Genomic DNA, 15528 nt, shown 5'->3' with positions numbered 1-15528 from the left:
AACGAAAGTATTGTTGACCGGTTTTAGCATGCCAGCCAAAGCAGGGCGACCTATTCTTGGGTTTTGTCATCTGTGTTGATGGGCGGCTATGTATTTTCTATTGCTGTTTTTTGGTTTGCTGGCTGGCGTGACCACCGTGCTGTTTGGCTTCGGTGGCGGTTTTGTGGTGGTTCCCGTGCTGTATTCGGTGCTGATTGGCATGTATGGCGTGGACAGTCAGATGGGGCAGGCGGCCATGCATATTGCGGTGGCCACTTCCACCTGCGTCATGATTTTTGGTGCTGGCCTGTCTACCTGGCGCCACCACAAGGCGGGCACTGTGCCTTGGGGGCAAGTGCGTCCTTTGCTCCTGTTCATCGCCTTGGGGGCGATTCCCGGTGCGGCAGCAGCCATGGCCTTGAGCGGGTCCTGGGTACGTTGGGTTTTTGTGGCGTATCTGGGCCTGACGATTCTGGATAGCCTGTTTCGTTCCGGCTTCACCCAAGAGTCCAGCAATACCATGCGCCCTTTAAGCAAGGCCAGTAGTGCTGGGGCCGGGGTAATTATTGGTGCGATTGCCGCCTTTTTGGGTGTCGGTGGTAGCGTGATCACTGTCCCCTTGATGCGTCGACGCGGTGCCAGCATGACCGCTGCCACGGCCGCAGCCAACCCCTTGTCCTTGCCGATGGCGGTGGTGGGGAGCCTGACCTACGCCATGCTGGCCTGGAATGCCGATTCCTTGGGGGCCTGGCATGCAGGTTATATCGACTTGCGCGCATGCCTGGTGCTGGTGATTGGCTCCTGGCTGGGGATTCGCTTCACCTCGCGCTGGATCGGCAAGATCCCGGACAGCATTCATGCCAAAGCCTATATCGCCTTGTTGGGGCTGGTGTTTTTGGTGATGCTGCTGGTTTAAGCGTTGCAGGGGTGGCCTTGCGCCACCGATCCTTCCAAGCTTGAAGGCTTCACTTTTCCTGTTTTGAAAACTTGTGTTTTTTTGTTGAGTGCGGCGAAATGCAGTGCTTGCTGTGCTGCATTTTTCCCTATACTGAGCAGCACAGCACAAACAGGAGTGGGGCAACATGACAACAGAGATTGCAGTGGTCTTGGGTCTGGCTTTAATCGCGATTGTCTTGTTTGCTACAGAAAAACTCCGAATAGATGCTATCGCCTTGCTGGTGCTCAGCACCTTGGCGGTTCTGGGTTTGGTGACTCCCGAGCAGGCCGTGGGTGGTTTCAGCAATCCGGCCACGGTTACCGTCGCGGCCATGTTTGTGCTGGCTGCCGGGCTGCAAAATAGCGGGGCGCTGTCCGGGATTGGGGATTTGCTGAGCAAGGCACGCTCCCCTGTGCAGTTTCTGCTGCTGTTGTTTCTGGTTCTGGCGGTGATTGCTCCTTTCGTGAACAACACGGCGGTGGTAGCGGTATTCATTCCCATCGTCATGGCCGCCTGCGCACGGATAGGCATGTCGGCTTCCAAAGCGCTTATCCCCTTGTCCTATGTCTCGCAAATGGCCGGGGTCTGTACCTTGGTCGGGACCTCTACCAACCTGCTGGTCAATGCCATTGCCCGCGATCTGGGCCATCCCGGTTTCACCATGTTCGAGTTCACCGCCTTGGGGGTGATCTGTATGGCTGTGGGGTGTCTTTATTTGCTGACGATAGGGCGCTGGTTACTGCCCGATGCCCGTGGCGGCGAGTTGGTCGAGCAATATGAGCTGGGAAAATACATTACCGAGCTGCGGGTGATGCCCGATTCTTCCCTGATTGGCCAATCGGTGGGCGATGCCAAGCTGGGCGAGCAATACGGGGTGTTTGTGCTGGAGCTGTTGCGCGGCGATACCAAAGTGTGGGGCCCGCGAGAGCAGAAGATCGAGCAGGACGATGTGCTGTTGGCGCGCGGAGACTGGACCAAGCTGGATGAACTGCGCAAAGAAGCGGGTCTGGAAGTAGACCCCCAGTTCAAGCTGGAACAACAGTCTTTTGAGCAGGTCGATCAGGTCCTGACCGAGGTCATGATTGCGCCGCGTTCGCGTATCAGTGGTCGTACTTTGGGCAGTTTGGGAGCAGGCTGGCACAAGAACGCCACCGTGCTGGGCATTCATCGCCGTGGTCAGGTCTTGCGTGAGCAATTGCGTGCAGTGCGTTTGCAAGTGGGCGATATCTTGTTGATATTGACTCCGGCCGCAGAGGCGGCCGATTTGCGGGCTGACAGCAATATTATCGTGCTGTCCGAGCGCGAGGCTGAAAAGGAAATGGGCTGGCGTGCGCCGTTTGCACTGGTCACCATGGCCCTGGTGATTTTGGTGCCTGCCTTGGGCTGGGTGCCTATCAGCATCACCTCCTTGTTCGGTGCCGTGGCCATGACACTGGCCGGTTGTTTGAAAGCAGATGATGTGTACGACGCCATAGACTGGCGCATCATCATCTTGATGGCGGGCTTGCTGCCTTTGGGTATGGCCATGAGCGAGACCGGCGCGGCCCAGTTTCTGGTCGAAAATACCGTTGGTCTGGTGAAGTCCTTTGGGCCTTTGACCGTGTTGGCCGTGGTCTACCTGATGGCCCTGATGCTGACCGAATTCATGAGCAATGCCGCCGCTGCCGTCTTGCTGGCACCGATAGGAATGTCCACGGCGAAAATGATGGGCGTCGATCCCACTCCATTTCTGATCGCCGTTACCTTCGCGGCTTCCACCAGTTTTGCCACGCCTGTGGGCTATCAGACCAACACCATGGTTTATGGCGCAGGCGGCTATCGTTTTGTGGATTTCCTGAAAGTGGGTTTGCCCTTGAATCTGATTTTTTGGGTGTTGGGCGTGTTGTTGATCCCCGTTTTCTGGCCCTTCAATCCGGCTTGAAGCCGTTACTTGTACGGCAAGAATAAAGGAGACCCTGGTCATGGCCTCACCGGCCCCGCAGACCATCCGGATGATGCAAGGACGAGAGGAACCTGATTACAGGCTTGCGTCACCCGAGGGGCCGGATTGTTCCTTGGGACCTTTCCAGCGATAGCTCAGCAGCAGCACCCACAGGGTGGCCATGCCCAGTCCGTACAACATGGCTCCATAGGAAACGGAAATATCAATACCGCAGACCCGCGAGAAGCGGTCCGCGGTATCGCAGATATTCTTGATCGCCAGTACAAACAAGACGGTGTTGACGGCCATGGCCAGACAAGCGGACACCGCCCGTTCTGCCCAGATCAGACTGGCAACGGCCAGAATGGACAAGGGCATCAAGGAGTTGAGCACACTGGTATGCCAGGCTGAATACGCCTGGGAGGAGTTGAGCAAACTTTCGTTGACGTGCGCAAAGGGAAAGAGCCACAACACAATCAAAGCAGCGCACAGGAAAAAAATCAGTTTCCTGGTGGTGATGTTGAACACGATTAAAAGTAAAAGTTTGCTTTATGAGGATTTCGAGTGTAACTGAACTGTTTTATGCTTAAAGACAAGTTGTGTAAATTTATCGACACAATTTGCGACAATTTTGTTACTTGAATATGTCATAAACAGAAGAATTTTCGAATCTAATCACGTTTTCGTGACAAATTGACGAAGTCTATTCCAATCGTCCACCTGAGGTAAATTGGAGTCTGGATTGTATGATGGCTATCTGGATGAACACTGCAGGAGTGACAAGGATGAAACGTTCCGTATGGTGCTTGAGTGCTGTATTAAGTGTGATGGCCTTGCCCGCCTGGGCTGATAACCCGGCTTGCCAGTATCGGGCTGCCGAAATTCAGAACCAGATCAACTATGCTCGCCAGCATGGCAATGTCCATCGAGAGCGTGGCCTGGAGCGCGCCTTGGCCAATGTGCAGATGCATTGCCGGGACGCGGATTTGCTGCGTGATGTACAGGAAGATATCCGCGAGCAGGAAGAGGATATCCAGGAGCGCCTGGATGAAATCGCCGAGAAACGGGCTGAAGGGCGACAAGACAAGGTGGAAAAGCTGGAGAAAAAACTGGAACGTGATCGTGCCAAATTGGAACAACTGCAAGATGAATTGAAAGAATTGCAGGCTCTGGGTGCTCAGTAAAAAGCGTCACCGCAAGCCCTGAGTCTTTTCCTGTTCTGGCGATTGATCGCGTTAAAAAAGCCGGAGTCAGAAATAAATACGTGCTCCCACTGGGGGCACATTCTTTTGAATCTGAAAGGACTGCTTATAATCACAGGTGCAGTCGGCGCAATGATGTAAGCCGACCAAGCATAAAACAAGAGTGGTATGAGCAGAAAAAGTACAGGTCGTAGCGTTAAAAAAACCAGTAGTAGAAAAAAGACAGGGCAGGCAAACCCGTCCCGATTTTTGAAGTCCGTCCTTGCCGCGGCCCTGACCAGTTTCGGGATTGTAACGGCCTGGCTTCATCCCCAAGGGCCGAACTGGCAAAGTCTTGAATCGTTTCTGGTGTCCTTGGGTTGGCCAGGTGCGACGCAGCAGGATAGTGTGCCTGTTCCGGCCTCGGTCGAGGGGTATGTTCAAACCTCTTTTGCACATTGCCCCCAGTTCTTTCCCGGCTCGCGACCTGTCGTGCCCATGGCTTACACGCAAAGAGAGTTGTGCTTCAGCTCTTTTGCGATTTTGCATAGCGGCCAAACCAAGACGCCGGTGTTTGTCGTCCAGCGTCTGAATCGTCAGCAGATTCAGTCCGCCAAAGGCTTGAAGCGCACGGATCGTTTTTATGCTGAAGGCCGTTTGCCGCAGGCAGAGCGAGCCGAGCTGAATGACTATCGAGGCTCGGGCTTTTCGCGCGGGCATATGGCTCCGGCAGGGGATATGGCTTCGGAGCAGAGCATGGCCCAGAGCTTTTCTCTGGCTAATATGGTGCCGCAAAATCAGGTCCACAACGCCGGCCCCTGGAACAAGATCGAAGCCGATACCCGTAAATATGTGGCGCGTGCCGCAGGCAATGTGTATGTGTTCACCGGACCTGTGTACGAGCGCAATGCGGCGACGATAGGTTCCAGCCAGGTTGCCGTTCCCAGTCATTTGTTCAAGCTGGTGTATGACGCCACCACAGGGCGATCCTGGGTACATTGGCAGGCTAACCAGGCTTCCACTCGTGTTGGACCACCCATCAGCTACGAGGAGTTTGTAAGACGGACAGGCTTGCACTTGCTGCCTGACACCAGTCTGAAAAGATCGGGTTGAAGCAGGCACCTTGGCGTGTGGGCACTAGCCCGTTTTATTTATTGAGTATGGCGTGGACTTGATCTTCAGAAAAATACACGCTGTCCCCGACCTCGAAAACGTGGTAACTGATGTTCTGCTCGCTGACGACGCCCCTGAAATACGCCTTGGGGGTGGCTGGCAGTTGGGTGATACGAACACTGATGTAGCGCTCGCTGGTGTAAGAAACCAGCTGTACATGCATACCTTGCTTCAAATCCAGGGCGCCTGGGAAACGGTCCAGATCGTCATGGCTGACTACAACTCGAAATGCAGTGGGCCTGTGAATGACATAGGCTTCCTTCAGCCGGAGATGTAGAGTCAGGATCTGTTGTGCTTGTGTGCTGATTTGCGCGCCCGGATGTCGGACTTCCTGCTCCAGTTCGGGATTGGGCGTCAGATTCAAGATTTGGGCCAATAGCAAAAATTGTTCGTGAGTCATAAATTGCAAATTATCAGGAAAGGGAATCGACGGGCTTTGGAGGCTCAGGGTACAGTGTTCCTATTGTCCGCGATCGGTTCTGATTTCGATTCGCGGTAATTGCAATAAAGATTTTTTGTAGGGAAAACACAATGATGGTTCGACGTCTGATTCAAAGTTGCGCGGTGCTCGGTCTGGCCGCTTTGATGGCAGCTTGTTCCTCCGCGAAGCCCGGTGGTGGCCCCGTGTCAAAACTCTTTAATGAATGCACCTGGGACCGTGAGTCCTGCATGCACGAGGGCCGTTACGAAGCCGGAGAAAGCGAGTATGCCGAGCGTGAGGCTCGAGATTTGAACCGTCAGTCCGCCGCACGTTTGCGCCGTAGCGGTCTGTAAAAGGGAGTTCTCACGGCAGTGCCGGAGTTGTTCAGCCAAACGAGGTGCTGGCCGTGATTCGTGATGTGTTAGAGCGCCGGCAAACCGCTATTTATTGTGTGACGATGTTGCTGGCCGCCTGGATGGCCAGTGTCTGGGTGATGCCAGCTAGTCTGGTCGACTGGATCAATCCAGCGCTGGCTTTCATGTTGTATGTCACCTTTGTGCAGGTGCCTATTGCCCAGTTAGGCAAAGCGCTGACCCAGCTGCGCTTTCTGGCCGTTTTGCTTCTGGCCAATTTTCTCCTGATACCTCTATTGGTCTTTGCGCTGTTGCCCTTGCTGCCAGACCACACCATGTTGCGCCTGGGCGTGCTGTTGGTCTTGCTGGCTCCTTGCATTGATTACGTCGTGACCTTTGCTCAATTAGGTCGTGCCGACGCCCGCACACTTCTGGCCGCTACGCCGGTACTGCTGCTTGTGCAAATGCTGCTCCTGCCCTTGTTTTTGAAATTGGCCTTGGTGGAACAGTTCGGTTTGTACATCAAAGCCGGGCCGTTTCTGAATGCTTTCTTTTACCTGATTCTGATTCCGCTGCTGCTGGCGGGGGCCACCCAGTATCTTGCGGGTAAAAGTCATAGCTGGGCGCACATAAAAACGGGTTTGGGCTTGGCCCCCGTTCCAGCCACTGCTTTGGTCTTGTTCATCGTCGTGGCGGCTGTTCTGCGACAACTGGAGCCTGCACTGGATGTCTTGTGGCGAGTGTTGCCGGTGTATGCGCTGTTTGCCATTCTGGCTCCTGTCATCGGCTGGGCGCTGGCACGGCAAGCGCAGCTGGCCGTCCCGTTGCGACGTGCGGTGGCTTTCAGCAGTGCAACTCGCAATTCTTTGGTGGTGCTGCCTCTGGCTTTGGCAATTCCGGGGGCTTTGCCGTTGTTGCCAGCCATCATTTTGACGCAGACTCTGGTGGAGCTGCTGGCACAGTTGATCTATGTGCGTGTGCTGGCTCACTGGGGCCAAAACGAACAGGCTTGAGCGGGTTCTTGAGCAGGCACGCTTTTTATGGTTTGGTCAGTTGCCAGACGTCATTTGTAGCGGCCTTTCCCAGGCTTCGATAATTTTTTAACTCATTGATTAAAAGGGACTTTGTTTGGCCCTGGGCTGAGTCTGCTTCCAAAATGGAGAAGGGGGCGTTTGTCTGCTAATGCCTGTGCAAACCGCTCGCTTTTCAGCAAGAATTTTCACTGGAAAACCGCCGCAAAATTGCGCGGTTTTTTCTTATAGAGCTTATAAAAAAAATCACATGGCAATTGCGTAGCCAAGCTCTATGATCTGCTCCGCCTCAGCCTTGAGTGCAACATCATGTTGCGGGCATGTTCTGTGTCCGCCTTCTTACTTAGGATATCTTCAAAATGCTAGTTGCCGCTTTTCTGGCGTTTGCAGGCCTGTGCCTGTTCGTTAATGGTGTTCGTCTCTTTTACTCTGAAGGCCATCATGCTGGCAGGCTGGTGGATGCCAAAGATGCTGCTATCGTCAACTTGTTCACGGCCGTACTGGGATTCATCTGCATGTCCCATATCTTGAACCCCGCCAATAGCACCGTGTACTCTCCCTTGTCGGCCATTTATCTGGGCCTGTTTGCCTTGACCTATTTTTGGGTAGGGGTGAACGCGTTTACAGGAAGTGATGGGCGTGCCTTGGGCTGGTATTCCCTGGTGGTCGCCTGCATCGCTGTTCCCGCCGCCCTTACAAATTTGAGCGTAGCCGAGCGGATTTTTGACTACTGGCAAGTCCTGAGCTGGTTGTCCTGGGCAGTGCTCTGGTTCATGTTCTTCTTGCTGCTGGTGCTGAATAAACCCATTGCCCGCCTGACTGGGCTGGTGTCTGCCGTGCAAGGGGTGCTGACAGCCTTGCTTCCCGCGCTGCTGTATTTCTGGGGAGTGATCTAAGAGAGCAGGGCGTTTCTTGGAAAGTAAAAAAGGCCTGGTGTGAAAACTGGGCCTTTTTGCTGCCTGATGCCTTCTGGCATAGTGAAGTAAGAGTCGGTTTTCGCTGATTTCCAACCCTGATGCGCTGCGTGTTCAGCCTGGATTTCACACAAGCCGCGCGATCAGATTTCCCCCGCTCTTTTCTTCCGCTTCTGATTGTGTCGTCCGGCATCAAGCAGCACAGCACCCGCGCCTGACAGGGATAACTGATCCCCCGGGTTTCTAAGTGGGCAGTCCGTCATGGACAAACACCCACAGCCTATACAGCCATCCAGCTCATCGCGTAGCTGTGTCAGGCTGAGAATCCGCTCATTCAACATATCCCGCCAGCTCGTGGACAAGGTGGCCCAGTCCTTTGCGTTCAGTGGCCGGCCAGTAGGTAATTCATCCAGGGCTGTTTTGATGGTAGCCAGTGGAATGCCGGCGCGCTGTGCAATTTTGATGACCGCAATTTTTCGTAGAACATTCCGGTGATAGCGGCGCTGGTTACCATCGCTACGCCAGCCATGAATGAGACCTTTGGTTTCGTAGTGATGCACGGTTGCAATGGTGACCCCGCTGCGGCGGGCGACTTCACCCACTGACAGAGGGATGCTGGTATCGATTCTCATGGTGTCTGGATCTCTTGATCTCATCTATACATGAGGTTTTATAAAAGACCACTCTTGCCTATGCAAGCTTTTCAAGCGGCAGGGCTACTTTTAAAAGAATGAGTCGAGATCTTATGAAGAATCAGCACGCTTGCGCGCGTAGTGGGCATGGGGTACAGACCGGGTGGGGCGCTTTGTTGTCGGGGGCCAATGCTATGCGTGCCATCGTCCTGGCCGGTGGGGTGGTATTGCATGCCGTCAATGTCTACATTGTGACCACCATTTTGCCCACGGTTGTGCAGGATATTGGTGGGCTGGACTTATATGCCTGGAATACGACCCTGTTTGTCGTGGCGTCTATTCTGGGTTCGGCTCTGTCACCCAAGTTGCTGGCCTTGACGGGCCCTAAAGGTAGCTATGCCGTCGCGGCCTTGATCTTTGCTGTGGGGGCGCTTGTTTGCGCGCTGGCGCCGAATATGTCCCTTTTGCTGTTCGGGCGCTTCGTCCAGGGGATTGGCGGTGGTTTTCTCTTTGCTCTGGCGTACGCCATGATTCGTCTGGTTTTTGCAGAGCCCTTGTGGCCTCGAGCCATGGCGTTGGTATCAGCCATGTGGGGCGTGGCAACGTTGGCCGGGCCGGCAGTCGGTGGCGTGTTTGCGCAGTGGGGAATGTGGCGTGCGGCTTTTGGATCGGTCGCCTTGATTACCGTGCTTTTTGCCGCTTTGGCATTAGTAGTCCTCCCCAAACGTGAGCAACATGCCGCGGCGGTGAGCAAGGTGGCTATTCCTGTGATTCAACTGCTGTTGTTGACGCTGGTGGTGTTGGCGATCTCTGCCGGTAGTACCTCGGCAGATGTACTGCAAAATGCGCTTGGCCTGGGCTTGGCGGGGGTGTTGGCCGTCGCTTTGCTGGTAGTGGAAAAACGTTCGTCTACCAAGTTGCTGCCATCGGGGGCGTTTCAGTTCAGATCTGCTATTGCCAAACTCTATGCCTTGATGTCCTTGTTAGTGCTGACGGTGACCAGTGGTGAAGTTTTTGCACCGCTTTTTCTGCAAGTCTTGCATCAACAGTCCCCGTTAGTAGCGGGGTACTTGACGGCGCTGATGGGGGCGGGCTGGACGGTAGGGGCAATTATCAGCTCGGGCCTGGGGGAAAAAGCCATTGCGTGGGCGATCATGGCTGGGCCTATCCTGGGACTGCTGGGTATGGTGGGGCTTGTTGTTTTACTGCCAGATACCAGTACGGGTTCCGTCCTGGCTCTGGCACCGATTTGTCTGGCTTTGGCCTTGATAGGCGTGGGAGTAGGGGTAGCTTGGCCCCATTTGCTGGTGCGGGTTTTCAAGGCAGTGCCAGCTCAAGAGCAGGAACTGGCGGGGGCATCGATTACAACCATTCAACTTTTTGCAACGGCAAGCGGAGCAGCCTTGGCTGGAATGATTGCCAATGCGGGTGGACTTATTGATCCCGGTGGCGTGGAGGGAACGCGTCAAGCGGCATATTATTTATTTGGAATTTTTGCTGTGGCACCGCTGTTAGGGATAGGCGTGGCAAGGAACTGTCGGGCGTGAATGCTGTCTGATTAATTATGAGCCAGCTAATTTGTTCAGTATTCCGCTAGGGTTAATACTAGAGCGTCCATTGATTAGCACTTATTGATATAAGATTTGGTGCAATTGAGGCTTGGCTCTATATTTTTAATTTTCATGAAGGAGGTTGCCTTGTGAATAGTGCCCCCTTTACTAATCAGGTACCGAAACCCGATCCGCAGCCGAAGCCCATGCGTTGGCCTAGCGATTTTCCGGGTAAACACGATCGGCAGGAATAAGCTCCGAATTTAATCGGGAAGCCGCCTTCAAGGGCGGCTTTTTTGTGTCTGCGCTTCAAGGCTTTCTTTTGTGGGGCTCGGAAATGAGGGGGGGATCTTTCGGGCTTGATAGTAGGGATATCAGGTGACGTGCCCGTTGCTCTTGCTGCTTCATTAAGCTGTTTGTTGTGGCTCAGCCATCTCTGTGCCGACTTTCTCTTTATGCAGGGCATGGTTGTTGTCTTGTCTGGCTGGCCGTGTTGAAGTCCTCCCCTGAGACTTCCTGACAACAAAAATCTCTTCCTCTTGGGCCGGTTTCAAACCAGCTTTGACCTACGTCTATAGAACGATGTCCATAATCCGTTTCAGCTCATCAATGTAGTATAAAGTAACAAATATTCTTCGGTTTATTGGTCTTTCAGTCAAATTTATGACCTCTTTATACATGAAAAATGTAGTTATCGAGTAAAAAACAGGAATAAATGTTATTTATTGTCAAATGTGACTAGGTAATATAATTACTTGCGAATGATTGTCATTATTGATTTTTTATAAAGGAAAGATGGGATGAATCGCAATCCAAAGCCAAGCCCAAATCCGGCTCCCAGCCCAAGTCCTGATCCGGCTCCCAAGCCTGAGCCGCAACCCATGCGCTGGCCCAGTGACTTTCCTGGAAAGCACGATCGCTACAACTGATGTTTAAGTAGTGGTGTTCAGGAGAAAAGCACAGTGCCCAGCGGGGTTCTTGCGATTCTGCCCCCCGGCACGTGCTTTTTCTCAGCAGTCTCGAGGTCGATTTCAGTAAATACCGTTGGATTTATCAGATCGATATAGCGCAGCTTTGGTGGGCTCTTATCTGAAAATAACTTTGTTAGCGCGGACAAGCTTTAACTAATGATTGTGAGAGTGGGCTAGCTTCCGTACATAACAATACAAGACGTGCAGCGAGTTGATTGAGTGGTAATTATTAACGGCCAAACAATTACAAGGGAACCAAATCAATAGACGTACTTGCGGTCATGTGGATCGCTAACAGTATTGAACTGGATTCAATACCTAGGCAATGCCGGCTATTTTTTGTTTTTTGAGGAATTCGTGGGGCTTTTATGAAGCCTACGATGTTGAATGCTTGAAAACAGGCTATTAAAAGCTGTTAGGGTATGAAAGTTAAGCCGTTGATTTTGCTTAAAATTGATTTTTCTGAATCAACGGTTTTCATGCTCTGGTGCGAACGGAGAGAAACGAGCTTTCCGAAAAATCAAGCGCTTATGGACAGTGTGGGGCATTCATGGGGCCGAAGCCCCAAGCGGATCATGTTGTTTTTTGGCCCAGGTAACGAAGCAGCTCCGCACCTGTAATTCGGCCGTCCACGGGCTTAATTTTGCCTTCCAAGATGCGTTTTTGCAGCGTGTTGTAGCTGATGCCAAGGCGCTTGCAGGCGTCTTTATAGTGGTAGCAAACCATATCCTCAATCGCCTGTTTTGCGCCAAGCTGGGCGGCGCGGGCCAGCATAGCCTCCAGTTGGTCAGGATGAATGGCAATCATATCCGTACTCCATTAAAAACCCGCCACGGGGGCGGGTAGATTCCAATCTTTGGCCGTTCTGGCCAGGACTTCCAAAATTCGATCTTGCATTAGCGGGCCTGTCGAAACTCCTGCAGGAACCGCTGGCGGAACTGCTCAGTGTCCAGGTCCGTGGTGCGCATCTTGGTGTTTTCGGGGTTGTTCATCCAGTTCCACATGCGCGTGCTGAGCATTTGAGCACCGGTGATCTGGCGCTGCAGCTCATCGATTTCGCAGGCTACGCACCCAGTGCGACTGCGGTGTACCTGGGCTTCACTGTGTTTTTCGCAAGTAGCTTTCACTCTTCTTTCTCCGTATTCATAATGGCCTGCAGGTCGAGCAAGGCCTGGGCCGGCACCAGCACGTAATCTGTGCCGCCCTGTTCAGTCCGTTCGTATTCGACGGCAGATCGCAGAAACTTCTGCAGTGGGGGCGCGATAGCCTTCACGGTTAAGCGTGGGCGGTCGGACAACATGCGGGGTGTGACCTTCGTCTTGCCTTCATCCTGCGCCCGCTCAGCCGCCTGTTCGATGACCTGGCCTGCTTGCTCGCCGTGCTGGCGCACCAGGCCGACCGCTGCTGACGCTGACAATTGGCCCGAGTTAATTGCCCGCTGTACGTCCGAATTGGAGTTTGCAAGCATCAGCATTTGCTCAACGTGGGTGCGAGATTTGTGCACACCTTGAGCAATCTGGGTGGTGGTCCAGCCAAAATTTGCCAACCGTCGATAGCCGCGTGCTACCTCCAAGGCTCCCAGTCGCCGGTTTTCCACGCTGGTCAGGATACGGAGGGTGCGCTCAGCATCGCTTCCCTCGAACGGCACGATACTGATCCATGCCTCTGGCTGCCCACCATCACGGGCCGGAGTTCTCGGCAGCTTGCCTGCGGCATCGAGTAATAGCAGGGCGCGTCTACGCCGGTTCCCGTCTACCACCCACACCCCACCTTCTTCACGTGGGCGCACTTCCAGTGCCGGATAAGTACCGCCAGCTTCGATATATTCGGCCAAGGCCTGAATGCTTTCCTCAAACGAGATTCCATCAGCATCGACTGCTGTTTCGTCCCGCAGATTGAAGCCTGGCTCTTCGTGAATATCTTCCAGGCGGATTTTCATTGCATCCGCCCGCTTGATCGTTTTATCGCCGATCATGCGCTTAAAAGTAGACATGTTTTCTCCGTTACATGGGCAGGCTATCGACCCACTTGAGGAACAGCTCCCAGAGTGTTTTGCGTCCGGCCTCTGCGGCCTCGGGGGCAATGCTCATGCCCTAGCATCCTTTCCAACTGGCGCCTGGCGCAGCATCTTGAGCAGAGCTTTCCGGTACTCACCCAGGCTCAGATACGAGATAGCGGACGCATCGCAGGCGACAAAGGCCTCGATGCTGGCCAAGGTGGCGGCATGCTGGCTCTGAAGGGCTTCTATTTCCTTACGCAGCGCTTCAATCTCTGCATCCCTTGCTGGGATACCTGCCATCACATCATCGAGCGTTTGCTGTGTGACGTCAGGCTGGGTGGCAACGGGGGCGGAACTATAGCGAGACAGCAGCGCACGGGCGAAAACGACAACGCCGTAGGGCATGCGGTCGCAATCGATGCCCAGCGGCTCAACTGCAATACCGATAATTTCGTCGTCGGTCGGCTCTGCGCTCACAGGGGTGTCAGCAAACTTGATGGGGCGTCCGATAGTTCCAGTGCCTTCCACGCTGAAAATGTTGTCACCACATACGCAGCCCTCGTCCCATACTGGCGCTCCGGTTTCTGGGTCACAAGAAAAATAGCCGATCAAATCTGTGCTCATCGCTTCTTCTCCATGAGTTCCCGGTAATTAGGATTGGGGGCGGCTTTGGACGTAACAGGGATGAATGCGCGTGTGCCGTATACCTGTGCTGCTCGGTCGAGGTTGAACGCTTCTTGCGGGGTAGACCGCGCCTGGTTGTGTGGGTGGGTGTTCATGACTGTCCTTTAGATTGCAAGGCTGATTTTGCTGATGGCCGAAATGTCACTACGGCGCATGGAAACGGCGCGTTAGAAGTGGCATTCCCGAACTTGAGACGCCCCGGAACAAAATAGACCTCTGCATCAACACAGTTCTTCTGCCACCAGCGGGTGTCAGTTCTGGCAGGAAGAAGGCATACAACTGTCGCCCCGTTTGTCTCTGCTGCTCTCCTGGCTTTCTCTACCCACTACCCAATGCTCCTTCCGTAGGGTGGATTCATCCAGACAGTTCCCGTCCATTCCTGTTCTAGTCCATTTTCTTGTTCGGTGAAGTAGCGGGCGCACTTTGCGTTTTCAGGCGTTGCACAGACATCAAGTTCGAAGTTGAAATGTGCATTGAGCTGCTCAAAGAAATCTTGAGGTGTGCTCCAGTCGTCTGTTTTGGATGAAAAAAGAGCTTTGCTCAAACTCATTGGGTAGCCTCCCATCCGTTCTCACCCCAGACCACACAAGAGCGTTCCAGCTCATGGCACAGGGATGCATATCCGTTATTGAAATGACCGTGAGTGCTTGTCTTGTGCAGGAGCACACGCACTTCCGGGTCATGGCGAAGGGTAAAAAATTGCCCCGGTTCGATGTGTCGAAGGCGGGGCAGGGGTTTGTTGGAATGCTGTTGGTTCATTCGCATAATCCATAGATAGACGAGCAGCTGGAGGCGTCTGCGAAGACTCGCATGAGGTCGAACTGGCGGCCTCCACGGCTTGTCATGGACCATTCCACCATTCTGTCGATACCGTAGTCTTCGTGAGTGATGATGTCGCCTTCTTTGTAGGTCGGATCGTTTACGGCGCTGAAGAAAGTGCTGCAACCGCGCTTACTGGCAAGACTTACCAGGCGCTCCCACTCACGCACTCGATCCACCTCTTCTGGCCAGCGCTGGGCAATCTGGCGCAGCTCATCTTTATTGCAGTTGATGCAGGGCATGCAGCCCACGCGTCCGGCGCCCTGCAGGTAGAGCGGGTTGGGCTTGATACCCATCAGGTGATGCGCATCGAATATGTCGGCCACGCTCCAGCGCAGGATTGGCCTGTAATTAAACAGCCCGCCGCCTACCTCATCACACTCCGGCAAGCACCGACGTGCCAAGCTTTCCTCGGCGCGCACCCCTTGCCACGACAAGACCAGTCCACCTTCATCCATCAGTGGCAACATCACCTGCTCAATTAACGGGCTTACTTTTAGCTCCGTTGTGCAAAACCGAGTCTTGGAGCTGGGAAAGCGGCCCTTCCATAGACAGAGATCCAGAAATGGGATGCCCGTGGGATGCAGCACTGCCAGGGCCTGCTCAACAATCGAGTCCGGCACTCCCTGCTCACGCCACTTCGTATCCACATAAAGACGCTTTCTGGCGATCTGCTCAGAGAAGTCCGCCTTCACCCAGCGGATCGGCACACCAGCGGCCTGGGCTAGGTAGTGCACATAGTCATAGGTCTGCTGATGCTCATGCCCAGTGTCCGCAAAGACGGCCTGTAGGTTCGGTACCTCCTGAACGATGGCCAGCAGCAGTAGGGCGGTGCTGTCCTTCCCGCCCGAGACTGAGACGACGTTGTGGGTCATGGGTTGATCCTAAAAAAGAAAAACCCCGGTTGAGTAAATCAAGCGGGGTTATGGGGTGTTGCTGTAGTCGTGATGCTTCATAGGGGAG

Annotated in this window: 18 protein-coding genes; 8 read left to right on the top strand and 10 right to left on the bottom strand. The window is 53.9% G+C overall.

Translation table 11 applies throughout. The annotated features are described in order from the left end of the window. Positions 1 to 88 precede the first annotated feature (88 nt). Together MID00_RS20035 and MID00_RS20030 are read left to right on the top strand one after the other, a co-directional pair. Positions 89 to 895, top strand: a complete 807-nt coding sequence (locus tag MID00_RS20035) for a sulfite exporter TauE/SafE family protein (RefSeq protein WP_250757059.1) — start codon at positions 89 to 91, stop codon at positions 893 to 895. Positions 896 to 1061: 166 nt separating this feature from the next. Continuing rightward, positions 1062 to 2837, top strand: coding sequence for an SLC13 family permease (locus tag MID00_RS20030; protein ID WP_021446734.1), 1776 nt, complete (start codon positions 1062 to 1064; stop codon positions 2835 to 2837). 96 nt (positions 2838 to 2933) lie between these two features. On the opposite strand, the gene MID00_RS20025 is transcribed toward MID00_RS20030, so the two are convergent. Beyond that, positions 2934 to 3272 carry a DUF202 domain-containing protein gene (locus tag MID00_RS20025; RefSeq protein WP_230940604.1) on the bottom strand — a complete coding sequence of 113 codons (339 nt, stop codon included), beginning with the start codon at positions 3270 to 3272 and terminating at the stop codon, positions 2934 to 2936. Between the two features lie 350 nt (positions 3273 to 3622). Between MID00_RS20025 and MID00_RS20020 the strand changes: the two genes are divergently transcribed. Next, positions 3623 to 4021, top strand: coding sequence for a DUF1090 domain-containing protein (locus tag MID00_RS20020; protein ID WP_009455758.1), 399 nt, complete (start codon positions 3623 to 3625; stop codon positions 4019 to 4021). Positions 4022 to 4288: 267 nt separating this feature from the next. Next, positions 4289 to 5131: a DNA/RNA non-specific endonuclease gene (locus MID00_RS20015; RefSeq protein ID WP_254499448.1), complete on the top strand. Its 843-nt coding sequence runs from the start codon at positions 4289 to 4291 to the stop codon at positions 5129 to 5131. Positions 5132 to 5165: 34 nt separating this feature from the next. Here MID00_RS20015 and MID00_RS20010 read toward each other — a convergent pair whose 3' ends face one another. After that, positions 5166 to 5591, bottom strand: coding sequence for a hypothetical protein (locus tag MID00_RS20010; RefSeq protein WP_251197139.1), 426 nt, complete (start codon positions 5589 to 5591; stop codon positions 5166 to 5168). 131 nt (positions 5592 to 5722) lie between these two features. On the opposite strand from MID00_RS20010, the gene MID00_RS20005 reads away from it, so the two are divergent. The 3 genes from MID00_RS20005 to MID00_RS19995 all read left to right on the top strand — a co-directional run bounded on the left by MID00_RS20005 (position 5723) and on the right by MID00_RS19995 (position 7892). Then, positions 5723 to 5965, top strand: a complete 243-nt coding sequence (locus MID00_RS20005; protein WP_009455761.1) for a hypothetical protein — start codon at positions 5723 to 5725, stop codon at positions 5963 to 5965. Positions 5966 to 6012: 47 nt separating this feature from the next. After that, positions 6013 to 6978, top strand: a complete 966-nt coding sequence (locus MID00_RS20000; protein WP_254500314.1) for an arsenic resistance protein — start codon at positions 6013 to 6015, stop codon at positions 6976 to 6978. A gap of 377 nt (positions 6979 to 7355) precedes the next feature. Then, positions 7356 to 7892 (top strand): AmiS/UreI family transporter, encoded by a 537-nt coding sequence (locus MID00_RS19995; RefSeq protein ID WP_026482851.1) that lies wholly within the window; start codon positions 7356 to 7358, stop codon positions 7890 to 7892. Between the two features lie 161 nt (positions 7893 to 8053). Here MID00_RS19995 and soxR read toward each other — a convergent pair whose 3' ends face one another. Beyond that, positions 8054 to 8542: a redox-sensitive transcriptional activator SoxR gene (soxR, locus tag MID00_RS19990; protein WP_009455765.1), complete on the bottom strand. Its 489-nt coding sequence runs from the start codon at positions 8540 to 8542 to the stop codon at positions 8054 to 8056. A 113-nt stretch (positions 8543 to 8655) separates the two neighbouring features. On the opposite strand from soxR, the gene MID00_RS19985 reads away from it, so the two are divergent. Then, positions 8656 to 10089 carry an MFS transporter gene (locus MID00_RS19985; protein ID WP_254499447.1) on the top strand — a complete coding sequence of 478 codons (1434 nt, stop codon included), beginning with the start codon at positions 8656 to 8658 and terminating at the stop codon, positions 10087 to 10089. A gap of 1547 nt (positions 10090 to 11636) precedes the next feature. Here MID00_RS19985 and MID00_RS19980 read toward each other — a convergent pair. From MID00_RS19980 to MID00_RS19950, 7 genes are all read right to left on the bottom strand, one after another. Next, positions 11637 to 11870: a helix-turn-helix domain-containing protein gene (locus MID00_RS19980; protein ID WP_252606312.1), complete on the bottom strand. Its 234-nt coding sequence runs from the start codon at positions 11868 to 11870 to the stop codon at positions 11637 to 11639. An 89-nt stretch (positions 11871 to 11959) separates the two neighbouring features. Beyond that, positions 11960 to 12190 carry a hypothetical protein gene (locus MID00_RS19975; protein WP_203145707.1) on the bottom strand — a complete coding sequence of 77 codons (231 nt, stop codon included), beginning with the start codon at positions 12188 to 12190 and terminating at the stop codon, positions 11960 to 11962. Beyond that, positions 12187 to 13056, bottom strand: a complete 870-nt coding sequence (locus MID00_RS19970; protein ID WP_254499446.1) for a hypothetical protein — start codon at positions 13054 to 13056, stop codon at positions 12187 to 12189. The genes MID00_RS19975 and MID00_RS19970 overlap by 4 nt, the downstream gene beginning before the upstream one ends. Positions 13057 to 13149: 93 nt before the next feature. Next, positions 13150 to 13686: a hypothetical protein gene (locus MID00_RS19965; RefSeq protein WP_254499445.1), complete on the bottom strand. Its 537-nt coding sequence runs from the start codon at positions 13684 to 13686 to the stop codon at positions 13150 to 13152. Between the two features lie 385 nt (positions 13687 to 14071). Beyond that, positions 14072 to 14296, bottom strand: a complete 225-nt coding sequence (locus MID00_RS19960) for a phage N-6-adenine-methyltransferase (protein WP_254499444.1) — start codon at positions 14294 to 14296, stop codon at positions 14072 to 14074. Further along, positions 14293 to 14505 (bottom strand): hypothetical protein, encoded by a 213-nt coding sequence (locus MID00_RS19955; protein WP_254499443.1) that lies wholly within the window; start codon positions 14503 to 14505, stop codon positions 14293 to 14295. The genes MID00_RS19960 and MID00_RS19955 overlap by 4 nt, the downstream gene beginning before the upstream one ends. After that, positions 14502 to 15440 (bottom strand): phosphoadenosine phosphosulfate reductase family protein, encoded by a 939-nt coding sequence (locus MID00_RS19950; protein WP_254499442.1) that lies wholly within the window; start codon positions 15438 to 15440, stop codon positions 14502 to 14504. Before MID00_RS19950 ends, MID00_RS19955 begins: the two co-directional genes overlap by 4 nt. Positions 15441 to 15528 lie beyond the last annotated feature (88 nt).

It is taken from the genome of Alcaligenes sp. NLF5-7, assembly GCF_024266725.1.
GTDB classification, from domain to species: domain Bacteria; phylum Pseudomonadota; class Gammaproteobacteria; order Burkholderiales; family Burkholderiaceae_B; genus Alcaligenes; species Alcaligenes phenolicus.
The sequence above is the reverse complement of the archived record's forward strand: the minus strand, read 5'-3'. Positions and strand labels throughout refer to the sequence as shown.